Annotated in this window: 13 protein-coding genes; 6 read left to right on the plus strand and 7 right to left on the minus strand. The window is 73.2% G+C overall.

Features of this window, described 5'->3' with window-relative positions:
- Positions 1-75: 75 nt before the first annotated feature.
- The 3 genes from ACFU7Y_RS01580 (at position 76) to manA (ending at position 5374) form a co-directional block, all read left to right on the plus strand.
- The gene (locus ACFU7Y_RS01580; protein ID WP_380765978.1) at positions 76-3117 is read left to right on the plus strand and encodes an alpha-mannosidase; all 3042 of its coding nucleotides are present in this window, start codon (positions 76-78) and stop codon (positions 3115-3117) included.
- A 92-nt stretch (positions 3118-3209) separates the two neighbouring features.
- The gene (locus ACFU7Y_RS01585; RefSeq protein WP_380765980.1) at positions 3210-4142 is read left to right on the plus strand and encodes an ROK family protein; all 933 of its coding nucleotides are present in this window, start codon (positions 3210-3212) and stop codon (positions 4140-4142) included.
- Between the two features lie 20 nt (positions 4143-4162).
- Complete coding sequence (manA, locus tag ACFU7Y_RS01590; RefSeq protein WP_380765981.1) at positions 4163-5374, plus strand: mannose-6-phosphate isomerase, class I; 1212 nt, start codon at positions 4163-4165, stop codon at positions 5372-5374.
- 27 nt (positions 5375-5401) lie between these two features.
- Here the strand turns inward: manA and ACFU7Y_RS01595 are convergent, their stop codons facing one another.
- The 7 genes from ACFU7Y_RS01595 to ACFU7Y_RS01625 all read right to left on the minus strand — a co-directional run bounded on the left by ACFU7Y_RS01595 (position 5402) and on the right by ACFU7Y_RS01625 (position 11404).
- A complete protein-coding gene (locus tag ACFU7Y_RS01595) occupies positions 5402-5797 on the minus strand; it encodes a DUF2267 domain-containing protein (RefSeq protein ID WP_224285228.1) in 396 nt (131 codons plus the stop codon).
- A 341-nt stretch (positions 5798-6138) separates the two neighbouring features.
- On the minus strand, positions 6139-6750 hold the full coding sequence (locus ACFU7Y_RS01600) for an acyl-CoA thioesterase (protein WP_380765983.1): 612 nt from the start codon (positions 6748-6750) through the stop codon (positions 6139-6141).
- Positions 6751-6767: 17 nt separating this feature from the next.
- On the minus strand, positions 6768-7085 hold the full coding sequence (locus ACFU7Y_RS01605) for a hypothetical protein (protein ID WP_224283292.1): 318 nt from the start codon (positions 7083-7085) through the stop codon (positions 6768-6770).
- A 251-nt stretch (positions 7086-7336) separates the two neighbouring features.
- On the minus strand, positions 7337-8299 hold the full coding sequence (locus tag ACFU7Y_RS01610; RefSeq protein WP_224283291.1) for a DUF6528 family protein: 963 nt from the start codon (positions 8297-8299) through the stop codon (positions 7337-7339).
- A 320-nt stretch (positions 8300-8619) separates the two neighbouring features.
- Positions 8620-10008: an FAD-binding oxidoreductase gene (locus ACFU7Y_RS01615; RefSeq protein WP_224283290.1), complete on the minus strand. Its 1389-nt coding sequence runs from the start codon at positions 10006-10008 to the stop codon at positions 8620-8622.
- Positions 10009-10115: 107 nt separating this feature from the next.
- Positions 10116-10613: a flavoprotein gene (locus ACFU7Y_RS01620; RefSeq protein ID WP_380765987.1), complete on the minus strand. Its 498-nt coding sequence runs from the start codon at positions 10611-10613 to the stop codon at positions 10116-10118.
- A gap of 314 nt (positions 10614-10927) precedes the next feature.
- On the minus strand, positions 10928-11404 hold the full coding sequence (locus ACFU7Y_RS01625; RefSeq protein WP_380765989.1) for an ATP-binding protein: 477 nt from the start codon (positions 11402-11404) through the stop codon (positions 10928-10930).
- 186 nt (positions 11405-11590) lie between these two features.
- Here ACFU7Y_RS01625 and ACFU7Y_RS01630 point away from each other — a divergent pair, with 186 nt between their 5' ends.
- From ACFU7Y_RS01630 to ACFU7Y_RS01640, 3 genes are read left to right on the plus strand one after another with little or no spacing between them, the layout of a single operon-like run.
- Complete coding sequence (locus ACFU7Y_RS01630; RefSeq protein ID WP_380765990.1) at positions 11591-12853, plus strand: helix-turn-helix domain-containing protein; 1263 nt, start codon at positions 11591-11593, stop codon at positions 12851-12853.
- Positions 12850-13380 carry an NUDIX hydrolase gene (locus tag ACFU7Y_RS01635; protein ID WP_224283287.1) on the plus strand — a complete coding sequence of 177 codons (531 nt, stop codon included), beginning with the start codon at positions 12850-12852 and terminating at the stop codon, positions 13378-13380. The genes ACFU7Y_RS01630 and ACFU7Y_RS01635 overlap by 4 nt, the downstream gene beginning before the upstream one ends.
- Positions 13381-13395: 15 nt before the next feature.
- On the plus strand, positions 13396-13752 hold the full coding sequence (locus tag ACFU7Y_RS01640; protein WP_224283286.1) for a hypothetical protein: 357 nt from the start codon (positions 13396-13398) through the stop codon (positions 13750-13752).
- The last annotated feature ends 32 nt before the right edge of the window (positions 13753-13784 follow it).

Here is a 13784-nt window from a genome sequence, read left to right on the forward strand (position 1 = left end):
CTCGGCCCCGCAACCTCAGCCGAGAACCAAGAACCGCAGCCACGCACCCTCAGCCACGCAACGGAGCCCGCTGACATGCACGATGACCGTACCCTGGTCGAGTCCCGCCTCAAGCGCGTCCTGGACGAGCGCATCCGCCCGGCCGTCTACCCCGAGTCCGTCCCGCTGGAGGTCGGCATCTGGACGGCGCCCGGCGAGCCCGTCCCGGTCGCCGAGGGGCTGGCCGCCCCGCCCACCCCGATCGCGGTGGGCGACGCCTGGGGCGCGCCCTGGGGCACCAGCTGGATCACCGTGACCGGCACCGTGCCGCAGGCCTGGGCCGGGCGCACCGTCGAGGCGCTGATCGACCTGGGCTTCGACGCCAACATGCCCGGCTTCCAGTGCGAGGGCCTGGTCTACCGCCCGGACGGCTCCCCGGTGAAGGGCCTCAACCCGCAGAACCAGTGGGTGCGGATCGCCGCCCCGGCGGCCGGCGGCGAGCAGGTGCTGCTGCACGTCGAGGCCGCCTCCAACCCGGTCATCCTGGACTACCATCCGTTCCTGCCCACCGAGCTCGGCGACAGGGAGACGGCCGGCGACCAGCCGCAGTACAAGCTGGCCCGGATGGACCTGGCGGTGTTCGACGAGACGGTCTGGCAGCTCGTGATGGACCTGGAGGTGCTCGGCGAGCTGATGGCCGAGCTGCCGGTGGAGAGCGCCCGCCGATGGGAGATCCTGCGCGCGGTCGAGCGCTGCCTCGACGCGGTCGACCTCCAGGACGTCAACGCCACGGCAGCGAAGGCCCGTTCGGAGCTGGCCGGGGTGCTGGCCGCGCCCGCCGTGCCGTCCGCGCACCGGATCAGCGCGATCGGCCACGCCCACATCGACTCGGCCTGGCTCTGGCCGCTGCGCGAGACCGTCCGCAAGGTGGCCCGCACCACCGCCAACATGACCGCGCTGCTGGAGGACGAGCCGGACTTCCGCTACACCATGTCCCAGGCCCAGCAGTTCGCCTGGATCAAGGAGCACCGTCCCGAGGTGTACGCCCGGGTGCGGAAGGCGGTGGCGGAGGGCCGGTTCGTCCCGGCCGGCGGCATGTGGGTCGAGTCCGACACCAACATGCCGAGCTCGGAGGCGATGGCCCGGCAGTTCGTCCACGGCAAGCGGTTCTTCCTGGACGAGTTCGGGGTGGAGAACCACGAGGCCTGGCTGCCGGACACCTTCGGCTTCACCGGCGGCCTGCCGCAGATCATCCGCAACGCGGGCTCCAAGTGGCTGCTGACCCAGAAGATCTCGTGGAGCCAGGTGAACCGGTTCCCGCACCACACCTTCCTCTGGGAGGGCATCGACGGGACCCGGATCTTCACCCACTTCCCGCCCGTGGACACCTACAACTGCTCGATGAAGGGCAGCGAGATCGCCCACGCGGCGAGGAACTTCAAGGACAAGGGCGTCGCCCGGCACTCGCTCGCCCCGACCGGCTGGGGTGACGGCGGCGGCGGCACCACCCGCGAGATGGTCGCCAAGGCAGCCCGGATGAAGGACCTGGAGGGCTCGGCCACCGTCCGCTGGGAGAACCCCGCCGAATTCTTCGCCAAGGCCGAGGCCGAGTACCCGAACCCGCCGGTCTGGGTCGGCGAGCTCTACCTGGAGCTGCACCGCGCCACCCTGACCAGCCAGGCCAGGACCAAGCAGGGAAACCGGCGCAGCGAGAACCTGCTGCGCGAGGCCGAACTCTGGTGCGCCACCGCCGCGTTGCGCACCGGGGCGGCCTACCCGTACGAGCAGCTGGACCGGATCTGGAAGACCGTCCTGCTGCACCAGTTCCACGACATCCTGCCCGGCTCGTCCATCGCCTGGGTGCACCGCGAGGCCGAGGCGACGTACGCGGCGCTGGCCGGGGAGCTGGAGGGGCTGATCGACGCGGCCCAACAGGCGCTGGCCGGGGCGGCCTCCGGCGGGCGCGAGCTGGTGTTCAACGCGGCGCCGCACACCCGCTCGGCGGTGCCGGCCGGCGGGGCCGCGGTCGCCGCCGCGACCGGACCGGAGTGCACCGTGGCGGAGCGGCCGGAGGGCGGCTTCACACTGCGCAACGGCCTGCTGGAGGTCGTCGTGGACGCGGACGGCCTGATCTCCTCGGTGGTCGAGCTCGCGACCGGCCGGGAGACCGTCGCGCCCGGCAGCCGGGCCAACCTGCTCCAGCTGCACCCCGACTTCCCCAACATGTGGGACGCCTGGGACGTGGACCAGTTCTACCGCAACACCGTCACCGACCTGACCGGCGTGGACTCGCTCACCGCCGACCGCACCGCCGAACTGGCCTCCGTGCGGATCGCCCGCTCCTTCGGCTCCTCCACCGTGGTGCAGACCCTCACCCTGCGGGCCGGCGAGCAGCGGCTGGACATCGACACCGTGGTCGACTGGCACGAGACCGAGAAGTTCCTCAAGGCCGCCTTCCCGCTGGACATCCACACCGAGCGCTACGCCGCCGAGACCCAGTTCGGCCACCTCTACCGGCCCACCCACACCAACACCAGCTGGGACGCCGCCAAGTTCGAGGCCTGCAACCACCGCTTCGTCCACCTCGACGAGCCCGGCTGGGGCGTCGCCCTGGTCACCGCCTCCACCTACGGCCACGACGTCACCCGCACGGTGCGCCCCGGCGACGGCGGGACCACCACCACGGTCCGCTTCTCGCTGCTGCGCGCTCCGCGCTTCCCCGACCCGAAGACCGACCAGGGCCTGCACCGCTTCCGGCACGCCCTCGTGCCGGGCGCGGCGATCGGCGACGCCGTCCGCGAGGGCTACCGGATCGGCCTGCCGGAGCGGCGGGTCACCGGCAGCGCCGAGCAGGTCGCTCCGCTGGTGCGGCTGGACAACGACGCCCTGGTGGTGAGCGCCGTCAAGCTCGCCGACGACCGCAGCGGGGACCTGATCGTCCGGGTCTACGAGGCGGGCGGCGGCCGTGCCCGGGGCCGGCTGACCACCTCCTTCCCGCTGGCCGGCGCCGTCCCCTGCGACCTGCTGGAGCGGCCCTGGGACGGCACCCGCGGCGAGGTGGCGGTCGAGGACGGCGCGGTGCGCCTCGCGCTGCGCCCGTTCGAACTGGTCACCCTGCGGCTCAGCGCGGCCGGCTGACGGGCGGCCGACCGCCCGTCTGATCTACGCTGTTCGGCGCCTCGGCCCCCGCGGCCGGGGCGCCGACCCCATCGACCGCTTTGGAGCCCACCGTGCCCGTCACCCCGCTGTTCGCCGCCCTCGACATCGGCGGCACCAAGATCGCCGGGGCGCTGGTCGACGGCGACGGCCGGCTGCGGCACCGGCTCCAGCTGCCCACGCCGGCCGCCGAGCCGGGCACGGCCGTGCTCGCCGTGGTGCACCAGGTGCTGGCGCAGCTCGCCGGGACGGCGGACTGGGCCGCCGTGACGGCCGTCGGGATCGGCAGCGCCGGCCCGGTCGACCTCGCCGGCGGCACCGTCAGCCCGGTCAACATCCCCGGCTGGCGGAGCTTCCCGCTGGTCGCCGCGGTTGCCGCACACCCGGCTGTGGCAGCCCGCGCGCTGCCCGTCCACCTCGCCGGGGACGGCGTGGCGATGGCCGCCGCCGAGCACTGGCAGGGCGCGGCCCGAGGCGCCGACAACGCGCTCTGCCTGGTGGTGTCGACCGGCGTCGGCGCCGGGCTGGTGCTCGACGGCGCGGTGCGTCCCGGCCCCAGCGGCAACGCCGGCCATCTCGGCCACATCACCGTCGAACTGGACGGGGAGCCCTGCCCGTGCGGCTCGCGCGGCTGCCTGGAGGGCCTCGCCAGCGGCACCGCGATCGCCCGCCGGGCCCTCGCCGCGGGCTGGCAGCCCGCGGACGGCGACCGGACGGCACGCGCCGTCGCCGCCTCCGCCGCCGCGGGCGACCCGGTCGCCCTCGCCTCCTTCGACCGCGCCGCCCAGGCGCTGGCCGCCGGGATCGCCGCCACGGCCGCCCTGGTGGACCTCTCCCGGGTCGTCATAGGCGGCGGCGTGGCCGGTGCCGGGGACCTGCTGTTCGCCCCGCTCGCCCGCCATCTGGACCGCTACGCCGCCCTCTCGTACATCCGCGGCCTGGACGTGCGCCGCGCCGAACTCGGCACCGACGCCGGGCTGATCGGCGCGGCCGCGCTCTGCCGCTGAGCATCCCCGGAGCCGCCCGCATGCCGCCGCTCGGCCCCCTGCCGTTCGCCCTCCTGCAGAACCCGGTCCGCCGCTACGCCTGGGGCTCACCCACCGCCATCCCCGCGCTCACCGGCACCGCCCCCGACGGCACCCCGCAGGCCGAACTCTGGCTGGGCGCCCACCCGTCGGCGCCGTCCCTGCTGTCCGGCGACGCCGGCCCGCAGCCGCTGGACCGGCTGATCGACGCCGACCCGGACGGCATGCTCGGACCGGACACCGTACGGCGGTTCGGCCCGGCGCTGCCGTTCCTGTTCAAGGTGCTGGCCGCCGACCGGGCGCTCTCCCTCCAGGTCCACCCCACCCGCGCCCAGGCCGAGGCCGGGTACGCGGCGGAGCAGGCCCGGGGCGTTCCGCCGGACGCGCCGGAGCGGGTGTTCAAGGACCGTGGGCACAAGCCCGAACTCATCTGCTCGCTCGGCGACTTCGAGGCCCTGTGCGGCTTCCGGCCGGCCGCCGCCACCGCCCGGCTGCTGGACGCCCTCGGCGTGCTCTCCCCCTGGGCCACCGCGCTGCGCACCCGGCCCGTCGAGGCCGTGCTGCCCGAACTGCTGCGCTCCGGCCTTCACGCCGACGCCGCCGAACTCGCGGCCGTCACCGACTCCCTGCACCGGACGGCGGCGGCCGGCGGACCGTACGCCGCGAGCTGTGCCGCATACGCCCGCCTCGCCGCGGAGTACCCCGGCGACCGGGGCCTGCTCGCCGCGCTGCTGCTCAACCATGTCCGGCTCACCGCCGGGCAGGCGCTGTACCTGGACGCCGGGGTACCGCACGCCTACCTCCGGGGCGTGGGTGTGGAGTTGATGGCCAACTCCGACAACGTGCTGCGCTGCGGGCTCACCCCCAAGCACGTCGACGTGGACGGCCTGCTGGCGGTCACGTCCTTCCGCACCGGGGAACCCGAGGTGCTGGTGCCGCGCCCGCTCGGGGACGGCACCGGCGTCGAGGTGGAATTCCCGTCGCCCGCAGAGGAGTTCAGGCTCTCGCGGCTACGTCCCGGCGCCGCCTCCGTCCGGGTCGACCTCCCCACCCCGCAGATCCTGCTCTGCGTCGCCGGGCAGGCCTTGCTGCGGGCGCCCGGCGGCGCCGGACTCCCGCTTCCGGCGGGCGCGTCGGCCTACCTGCGCCCGGGCGCCGGACCGGTCGAACTGACCGGCCCGGGCGCGGAGCTGTTCCGGGCCACCACCGGGTAGCGGCGCACGACGGCCGCTCGAACGTGCTCAGGCCCGTGCCGGGTGTCCGAACAGCAGGTCGTAGCCGTCCGGGAGCTGCTCGATCACCCGGTCCAGCAACTCCCCCGGGACCAGGTCGGCGACCGTGCTGAGCACGGCCCCGATGTCCCACTGCGCCGTCGCCGGGGTCGCCCCGTCGATCCAGCCCACCACGGCCTGCACGAAGCGCTCGGCGGTCAGCGGCTCGGCCGCGGGCCCGGCGTCGCGCAGCAGCGAGGCGTAGGTGACGGGCAACGCGTCGGCGAGTTCGCCCCGCTCGGACCCCACCAGGTGCTCGCCGAGCAGGGCCAGCACGACCCGGGCGGCGTGATCCGCCTCAGCCTCACCCCGGTACTCGCCGCGCTCGACGACGCGGGCGAGGAAGTCCTCCCAGGAGATGGTCATCGCGTCCTCCTTCCGGTCGGCGGGCTCCGGCCGGACCGGCGGCGGCCTGCTCGCCCTGGGCCTGGAGGGAGGTCGCAGCCTGTGACCACCGTGGGGCGTACCGGTGCCCATGCTGCTCAGCGTAACTCGCCACGGCGCCTTCGGAACCGGCCCTCTCCCTCGGTACGACGGGCTCGGTACGGCGGGACCGTCGGGGCCGTGGAGGCCGAGGAGCCCTGGAACGCCACGGAGGCCGGGAATGCCGGGGACGCAGGTGAGGCCAGGGAGACCGGGGGTGCCGGGGACGCAGGCCGGGCGGACCGACGCCCTTGTCGATCACGTCACCGGCCCGGGACGGCGGTTCACCCCGCCGAGGCGTGGCACCGCCGACGCGGCCGCCGGGGCGGCGTCACCATGCCGGCGGCCGCACCGGCCGGTACGCGCTGCGCCGGGGCCGTCGCACTCACCGCTGCCGCCGAGGCCACCGCCGTGGCGGCACCCACCGCCGTCACGGTCGGCACGGTCGTCGCCGCGGTCACCGTCGTGGCCGCCAGGAGCGCCTGGGCGCGGGCCGCGTCCGCCATAAACGCCGAGAGAAAGATCCGCTCGGCCGGGCTGAGCGCCCGTGAGCGGCCGGATTCGCGGTCCCGCGCGACCACCACGGTCCGCGCCCGCATAAAGGTGATCCGATCCCGGCAGACATTCACCTCGACCTGCGCGGAACTCCGTCCGAGCCGTTCCACGACGAGCCGCACCGACAACGGTTCGGGCTGGTGGTGCAACTGTTCCAGGTAGTCGATCTCGTGCCTGGCGATAATGAACCCGAACGGGAACAGTGATTCCCGCACAGCGATTTCGTGATGACGGAACAGGTCGTAAATCCCCTCCTGGACGTAGCCGACCAGACGGGCGTTGTTGATGTGCCCGTTCTCGTCGACATCGCTCCACCGGGTGGGGCAGGACAGCACGTGCACGCCCGGTCGCTCCGCGCTCACTGCCGGGTCAGCCCGGCAGCGGCGGGGAGCAGCGCGCGCTGCAACCTGGCGTAGTAGCCGGAGTGTTCGGCCGCCATGCGGGCCGCGGTCCACCCCTCCTCGGCAGCCTCGGCGGCCGCCTGGACGACCAGACTGTCCAGCACCGCGTCGACCGCGCGGCACAAATCGTGAACGGCCGCGAGCCGCTCGGTCACATCCGCTCCGCTCCCGGCGTTCCGGGAGGGGAAGGCTGCCAGTGATTCCATCGCGAGCTGAAGGTCGTCGACTCCATCCGGCCGGCTTTCCGCACGGAAATTCCGCATGTTTTTCTCCATGACTCATTCGGCCATTACGGCCCAGTAGCTAGCGTTCGATTACACCGGATCGGCGTCGACCCCCCGACCCCACGACGCTATCCCAGCCGACCGGGGTCGACGGATGGTTTGCCGACCGCGACGGGAAACTGACCTCCATCGGAGTAGTTTGTCGGTGTACACAATATGCCCCATCAGCCGAATGCCGTCCGCAATTCGGGTGGTATCTCCGACGCGCGCCCCCAGATCGTCCCCCTGGGGTCCAAAATCTGCTACCAGCCACTCCACCACCTCGCCTTGTACAGGTGCGTGCCGCGCAGCGACCGCGCTCCCTCCGGCCGGTGCAGGGTGATCACCGAGGTGCACCAGTCGCACGGAGCCGCGTGCTCGGGCACCACCGTGAGCAGCCGGCCGGTACCAGGCTCGTCACCGACGCTCTTGAGGTCCCGCTCGGAAGCCGGATCTGCCAGTCGCACGGCGGCGAAGCGGTCGGTGGCGGGGTCGTAGCACCACAGGCCGGTCAGCGTGGTCACCCAGAACCGCCCCGGAGCCGCCAGCACGGCGGCCAGGTCGTGCCCGCCACGGCCGGGCAACGGGCTGCTCCGCGCCGCGGTGAGGGTGGGTGCGGCCGGGGTTCCGCCGACCCGCAGCGCGGTCAGCGCCGTGTCCCCGAGCACCCAGAGCAGGCCGGTCCGCCCGTCCCAGTGCACCCCGTGCGCACCCGGCAGCGGGAACTCCGCGTACGCCGCGGCCCGCGGGCTCTGCGACGCCGCGTACAGCCGCACCCAGCCGCCGGCGCTCGCCGCCACGGCCACGTTGCCGTCCGGCAGCAGCTCGATGCTGTGCGGGTTGACGGCCGTCCCCAGGTCCGCCGCCCAGTGGATGCGGTTCGTGGTGGTCTCCACGACGGCCGCCAGCCCACCGGAGGCGGTCGTCAGCAGATACCGGCGCCCTTGCCGGACCCGGGACTTCACCTCGTCCGGGTTCGTCCAGCTGCGCGCGGGCGTCAGATCCGCCAACTCCGGTGCCCGGTCCGCACTCCAGCCCCAGACCACCGGCAGCCGGTCCGGGCCGCGATAGGCCATCAGCTCCTCGGCACTCTGCAACACCAGCACACTGCGCGAGGCCTGGTCCACGACCGCGACCTGCCGACCGGGCGACCCGGCCCACGCGCCGCTCCCGGGCGCGCAGAGCAGCAGGGCGACCACAAGGGCCGGCAGTGTTCTCCTCAGCACGCCTTCACCGTCCGTGCTGCGGGCCCGCTCCGCTCGGCGGCGCGTCCGAACGGCCGATCGGCGCGGCGGCTGCTCCGGCCGGCCCCGGTCACCGAGTCCGCCGCCAACGGCGGCGGATCCGCCTCGTTCACCGTCATCCGCACATCGTGGCGCGACGCTTGCACCGACGACCGCCGCGACACGGTCCGGCGCAGCGGCCTGACCGCCGACCGTGCTCGTTCCGCGTCCGGGGATTCAGCGTGCGGCGATCGGCCCTGGATTCGGCATCCGGCGACTCGGCGATCGGCGATTCGGCACCCGGTGGCTCAGCGCCCGGCGGCTCAGCGCCCGGAGACGAGGTCCGCGACCCGGGCGATCGGCGAGGTGGTGGCCCGGCCGGCCGCCTCCTGCCGGTCGGCGGCGTGGTACGCGGCGTACATCGCGTGCACGCCCAGCCAGCGCAGCGGCTCCGGCTCCCAGCGCCGCACGGTGTGGCCCACCCAGGGCAGCCGGGTCAGCTCGGTGTCCCGGCCGAGCACCAGGTCCCGCAGGGTGCGACCGGCCAGGTTGGTGGTGGTCACCCCGCTGCCGACGTACCCGCCCGCCCAGCCGAGCCCGCTCACCCGGTCCAGTTCGACGGTGGCGCACCAGTCCCGGGGCACGCCCAGCACGCCCGCCCAGGCGTGGTCGATCCGGGCGTGCGCGGCAGCCGGGAAGAACCGGTCGAGGATCGCCCGCAGCTGGCGCACCGTCTCCACCTGGGTGCTGCCGTCCGAGTCCGTCCGCGAGCCGAACCGGTACGGCACACCCCGCCCGCCCAGCGCGATCCGGTCGTCCACGGTGCGCTGCGCGTACATGTAGGCATGCGCGAAGTCGCCCAGCACCTCCCGGCCGTGCCAGCCGGTCTCCGCCCAGAACTCGGCGGGCAGCGGCTCGGTGGCGACCATCGCGGAGTTCATCGGCAGCCAGGTCCGCTTCTCGCCGCGCAGCCCGGCGGTGAACCCCTCGGTGGCCCGCAGCACATGGTCGGCGGTGACGGTGCCGTACGAGGTGACGGCGCGTGGCTTGCGGTAGCCGGAGCCGGGCAGGATCGCGGTGACCGCCGTCCCCTCGTACACCTCGACGCCCAACCCGCGCACGGTGCGCGCGAGGCCCCGGGCAAGCCTGGCGGGCTGGATGCGGGCCCCGTACGGGCTCCAGCAGCCACCGAGGGCGCCGTCGACGTCGATCCGCTCCCTTGCCTCCTTCCCGCCGAGCAGCTCGACGCGCCCTTCCCCGTAGGCCCGCTCACTCTCGACGTGGGCGCGCAGTCGCTCCAACTGCGGCTTGCTGCGGGCCACTTCGAGCACGCCGCCGCGGACGATGTCCGCCTCGATCCCCTCGGTGGCGGCAGTGTCGACGACCTCCCCGACCGCCTCGTCCATCATCCGCTGCATCGCGGCCGCCCGCTGCTGCCCGTACCGCTTGGCGAACGCACCGCGCCCCGCGAAGCCGTTGTACAGCCAGCCGCCGTTGCGGCCGGAGGCGCCGTAGCCGCAGAAGCGCTGTTCGAGGACGGCGATCCGGAGGGAGGGGTCGGCCTTCTTCAGGTAGTACGCCGTCCAGAGCCCGGTGTACCCGCCGCCGACGATGCACACGTCGACGTCCCGGTCCCCCGGCAGCCCGGGCCCCGGCTCGGGCACCCCGTCCGCCGCGTACCAGAACGACACCTCGCCGTTGACCGCCGCCACCGGAAACCTCCCACACCCTCGCTGACCTGCCCGGACGCTACCTCCGGAGCTTCGGCACCAACCACCCCTCACACTGCAAGGATCGCCGTCCCGGATCAGCCACTCTGTCAGTCCCGCAGCAGTTCCAGGGCTCGCGTCCAGCTGTACGAGCCGGGCGCGAAGTCCGCGATCCGCACCCCCATCCGCCGCAGCTTCGCCAGGCTCTCCTCGTACGCGGGGTGCGCCGCCTGCGCCGCGCTCAGACACGGCTGCACGGCCACCGGAACGCCCCAGCCGTACGACTCGCAGAGAATCCCCAGGGCGAGGGTGTCCGAGATCCCCAGGGCCCACTTGTTGATCGTGTTGAAGGTGGCCGGCGAGACGACGACGGCGTCCGGGTCCGGCAGCGGCCGAGGCTCCCCGGGCTTCCGCCAGGCAGAGCGGATCGGATACCCCGTCTGCGCGCTGATCGCGTCCGCGTCGATGAGCGCCATCGCGTTCGGAGTCGCCACCACCCCGACGTCCCACCCCTGCGCCTGCGCAGCGGCGATCAACTCCCCCACCCCGCCCGCGACTCCCGCCGCACACACCACCACGTACAACACCGGCTTCCTGGCCTCGGACACCCTTGGAATCCCCACTCTCGAACCACCAGCGAACCCCAGAACAGTAAGCTGCCCGCGTGATCCGCTCCGTGGTGTTCGACATCGGTGAGACCCTCGTCTCCGACACCCGCTGCTAGGCAGACCGGGCCCGCCGGCTCGGCGTGCCGGCGCACACGATGTCCGCCCTCGTCGGCGGCGCGTGGTCCAAGGCCGGGACAACGCGGACGCCCTCCGGATCCTCCGCCCCGGCATCGACATCGGCGCCGAGTGGCACGCCCGCCAGGCCGCCGAGGCAGATTGGACGGTCAGCTCACTGACCGGCCTCGCCGACCTCCTCACGGAGCGACAGCGGTCACCACCAAATCCGCATGCACCACCTTCCCGAACTGCTCCGCCACCGCACCCCACCGCCCTCGCGTCAGGTGGTCGACGAGGGCCAGCCCACGGTGCCCCTCGTCCTCGTCCCCGGCCACCAGCAAGGTCGGCAGCACCCGCGACCCGTCCCGCACCGCCACCCGCACAGTCCCGTCGGTGACCCGCCGGACGGAGACGGTCATGTGCGTCAGACACCCCGTCTTCACCGCATTGGCCACCAGCTCACTGACGATCAGCTCCGCCGCGTCGATCACCTGCGGCAGCTCCCACTCCCGGAGCTTCTCCCGGATCAATTCACGGGCTGTCGAGGCCGACTCCGGCAGGTACGGAAGCCGCGCGGTCGCCGGACGGGGACTTCGACCGGGCTGATCGCCCAGCGGGCCCTGAGGACGGCAGGGAATCCTCGAACGCTTCACCTCTACGGGCCTGCTCGTCACGGGTCACTCCTTGGTGTGGTCGGTGGCTGCCGCCTTCCCGCGTCGGCACGACCCTTACGCGAACGGCTCCCGGCCGGCCAACCCGCTGAAGAAGCATGCTCACGACCCCGAGACAGTGACTCCAAGTTGACGTCACCGCACTGTGCGTGGCCCTGCCATCGGCCTACGTCGTCAAGGGAGCGAGCAGTGGACCGTCGGCCGGACCCCCGCCAGGTTGTTGCCGGGCTCCTCGACGACCAGCGCTTCCTGGCAGCGTGCGCAGACCGCGACATGGGGGTCGTGTTCCGCCTCCTCAACTCCCGTGGCGTCAGCACCCGTCGTCTGGCCGCAGCCGCCGACATCACCCAGGGGCGGCTCTACGACTATATGAACGGCAGGACCCGTGTGGAGAAGCTCGTGCTATTCGAGCAGATCTCCGACGCGTTCCACATCCCGGGCCACCTCCTGGGCCTGTCACGACGGCCATGGGAGCCTCTCACTCCCACCCCCGCACCGCCGGCCTCCGTCGCTCCGGCCTCGGCAACCGACAGCGACCTCGCGGCCGTGGAAGCCTTCCGGGCGGCCGACCGCCAGACCGGAGGCGGTCGGCTCTACTACGCGGTCGTACGCCACCTGTCCGCCGTCGTGGCTCCTCGCCTGGTCGACATCGGCAGCAGTCCCCAGGTGTTCGCCGCCGCCTCCGCGCTCACGGAGATGGCCGGGTGGATGGCCCACGACTCCGGCCGGGACGAGGTGGCGGCGAGCCACTTCTCCCGCGCCTTCACCCTCGCCCGGGCAGCGGCCGACCAGCCGCTCGCCTCCCACATCGCCGCCGGCACCAGCCACCTGGCCCTCCACAGGGGCGATCCCTGCCAGGCTTCGCACTGGGCCGCGATCGGCATCGAACTGGCTCGCCAAGGCCCTCACCTGCCGAGCCTCACGGCCCGGTTGCACGCCGCGCTTGCACGAGCACTCGCCGCCTCCCAGCAGTTCGGACCAGCCGTCCGCTCGCTCGACCTCACGCTCGCCGCACTCACCACACAGGCCGACGAGTCACATCCCTGGTTGAGCCCGTTCGACCACGCCACCTTGGCCGGCGACTCCGCGTTGGTGTTCGCCGACCTCGGACGGCGGGCCGACGCGCTCAGATGTGCCGAACAGGCCGTGGCCCTCCGCGAGGAAGGCCGCGCCCGCTCGCTGGCCTTCAGCCGGGTCACCCTCGCCCGCGCGCACATCCACGACGGCGACCTGGACGCGGCGGTCGCCGTCGGCACCGATCTCCTCGCCACCAGCCCGACCCTCGGATCCGTACGCGTGATCAACCAGCTCGACGGCCTCGTCGAACTCCTCGGCAGGCACCGCGACTACACGCCTGTGCGCGAATACCTGGCACGATTCGACGAGGCGAGACGCACCAGGCTCCTCCTGCTCGCCGACATCATCCCGTCGCCCCGGGGAGGTCCATCGTGAGGCCCGCACCAACCGACACCGAAGCCTGGAACGCCTACCTCGCCGAGGGCAATGCCAAGCAGGCCCGAAAGCGCGTCTCCGCCGACGTCATCCTGCGCGACGAGCACGGCCGCATCCTCACCGTGAACCCCACCTACAAGGACGGCTGGGACCTGCCCGGCGGCATGGCGGAGGCCAACGAGCCACCCCACTCGGCCGCCGTCCGCGAGCTGCGCGAGGAACTCGGCCTCGCCATCACCGTGCACGGCCTTCTGGTCGTGGACTGGGTCGCACCGCACGGACCCTGGGACGACCAGCTCGCCTTCGTCTTCGACGCGGGCGTCCTCGCCCCTGCCCTCGCGGCAGCCCTCCGCCCACACGACGACGAGCTCTCCGAGGCCCGCTTCCTCCCGGCCGCCGAAGCCGCCTCGCACCTCCTCCCTCGCCAGCGCAACCGCCTCCAGACCGCCCTGCGCGCGCTCGCCGACGGACGGACCCGCTACCTGCAAGACGGCGCCGAGCCATGGCGGTTCCGAGCAACCGACTGATCGAAGGAGAAGGACATGACCGAGGACGGCCGGATCTTCCGTGAGGCGTGGATCGCCGGGGTGCGCAGGCACTTCCCCGGCGAGCCGAAGCCCGGCTACGTCGCGCCCTGGGAGGACACTCCCGACTGGGAACGGGCCTCTGCCGCCGCCGTGTTCGGACAGGTCCGCGACTTCGTCGCCGTCAGTGCCGGCGCCACCGCCAAGCTCACCCGCGAGCAGAAGGGCCGCTTCGTCGCGACCTGCTGGATCGCCCAGATCCACAAGCACATCGCTGACCCCAAGCCCGCCTACGTCGCCGACTGGGACGACCTGCCCAAGTGGCAGCAGGAAACCGACGCCGACATCTTCGAAGCCGTCGAACGCCACGTCTGAACCGGGCTCGCCTCTGCGAATCGCAGAGGCGC

Source organism: Kitasatospora sp. NPDC057542 (assembly GCF_042801945.1).
In the GTDB taxonomy this organism is placed as follows: Bacteria; Actinomycetota; Actinomycetes; order Streptomycetales; family Streptomycetaceae; genus Kitasatospora.

Excerpts from the sequence above, each read along its gene's own strand:
- ACFU7Y_RS01640 (WP_224283286.1), top strand. The coding sequence starts at position 13,396 with ATGACCGAGGACGGCCGGATCTTCCGTGAGGCGTGGATCGCCGGGGTG.
- manA (WP_380765981.1), top strand. The coding sequence starts at position 4,163 with ATGCCGCCGCTCGGCCCCCTGCCGTTCGCCCTCCTGCAGAACCCGGTC.
- ACFU7Y_RS01595 (WP_224285228.1), bottom strand. The coding sequence starts at position 5,797 with ATGACCATCTCCTGGGAGGACTTCCTCGCCCGCGTCGTCGAGCGCGGC.
- ACFU7Y_RS01605 (WP_224283292.1), bottom strand. The coding sequence starts at position 7,085 with ATGGAGAAAAACATGCGGAATTTCCGTGCGGAAAGCCGGCCGGATGGA.
- ACFU7Y_RS01580 (WP_380765978.1), top strand. The coding sequence starts at position 76 with ATGCACGATGACCGTACCCTGGTCGAGTCCCGCCTCAAGCGCGTCCTG.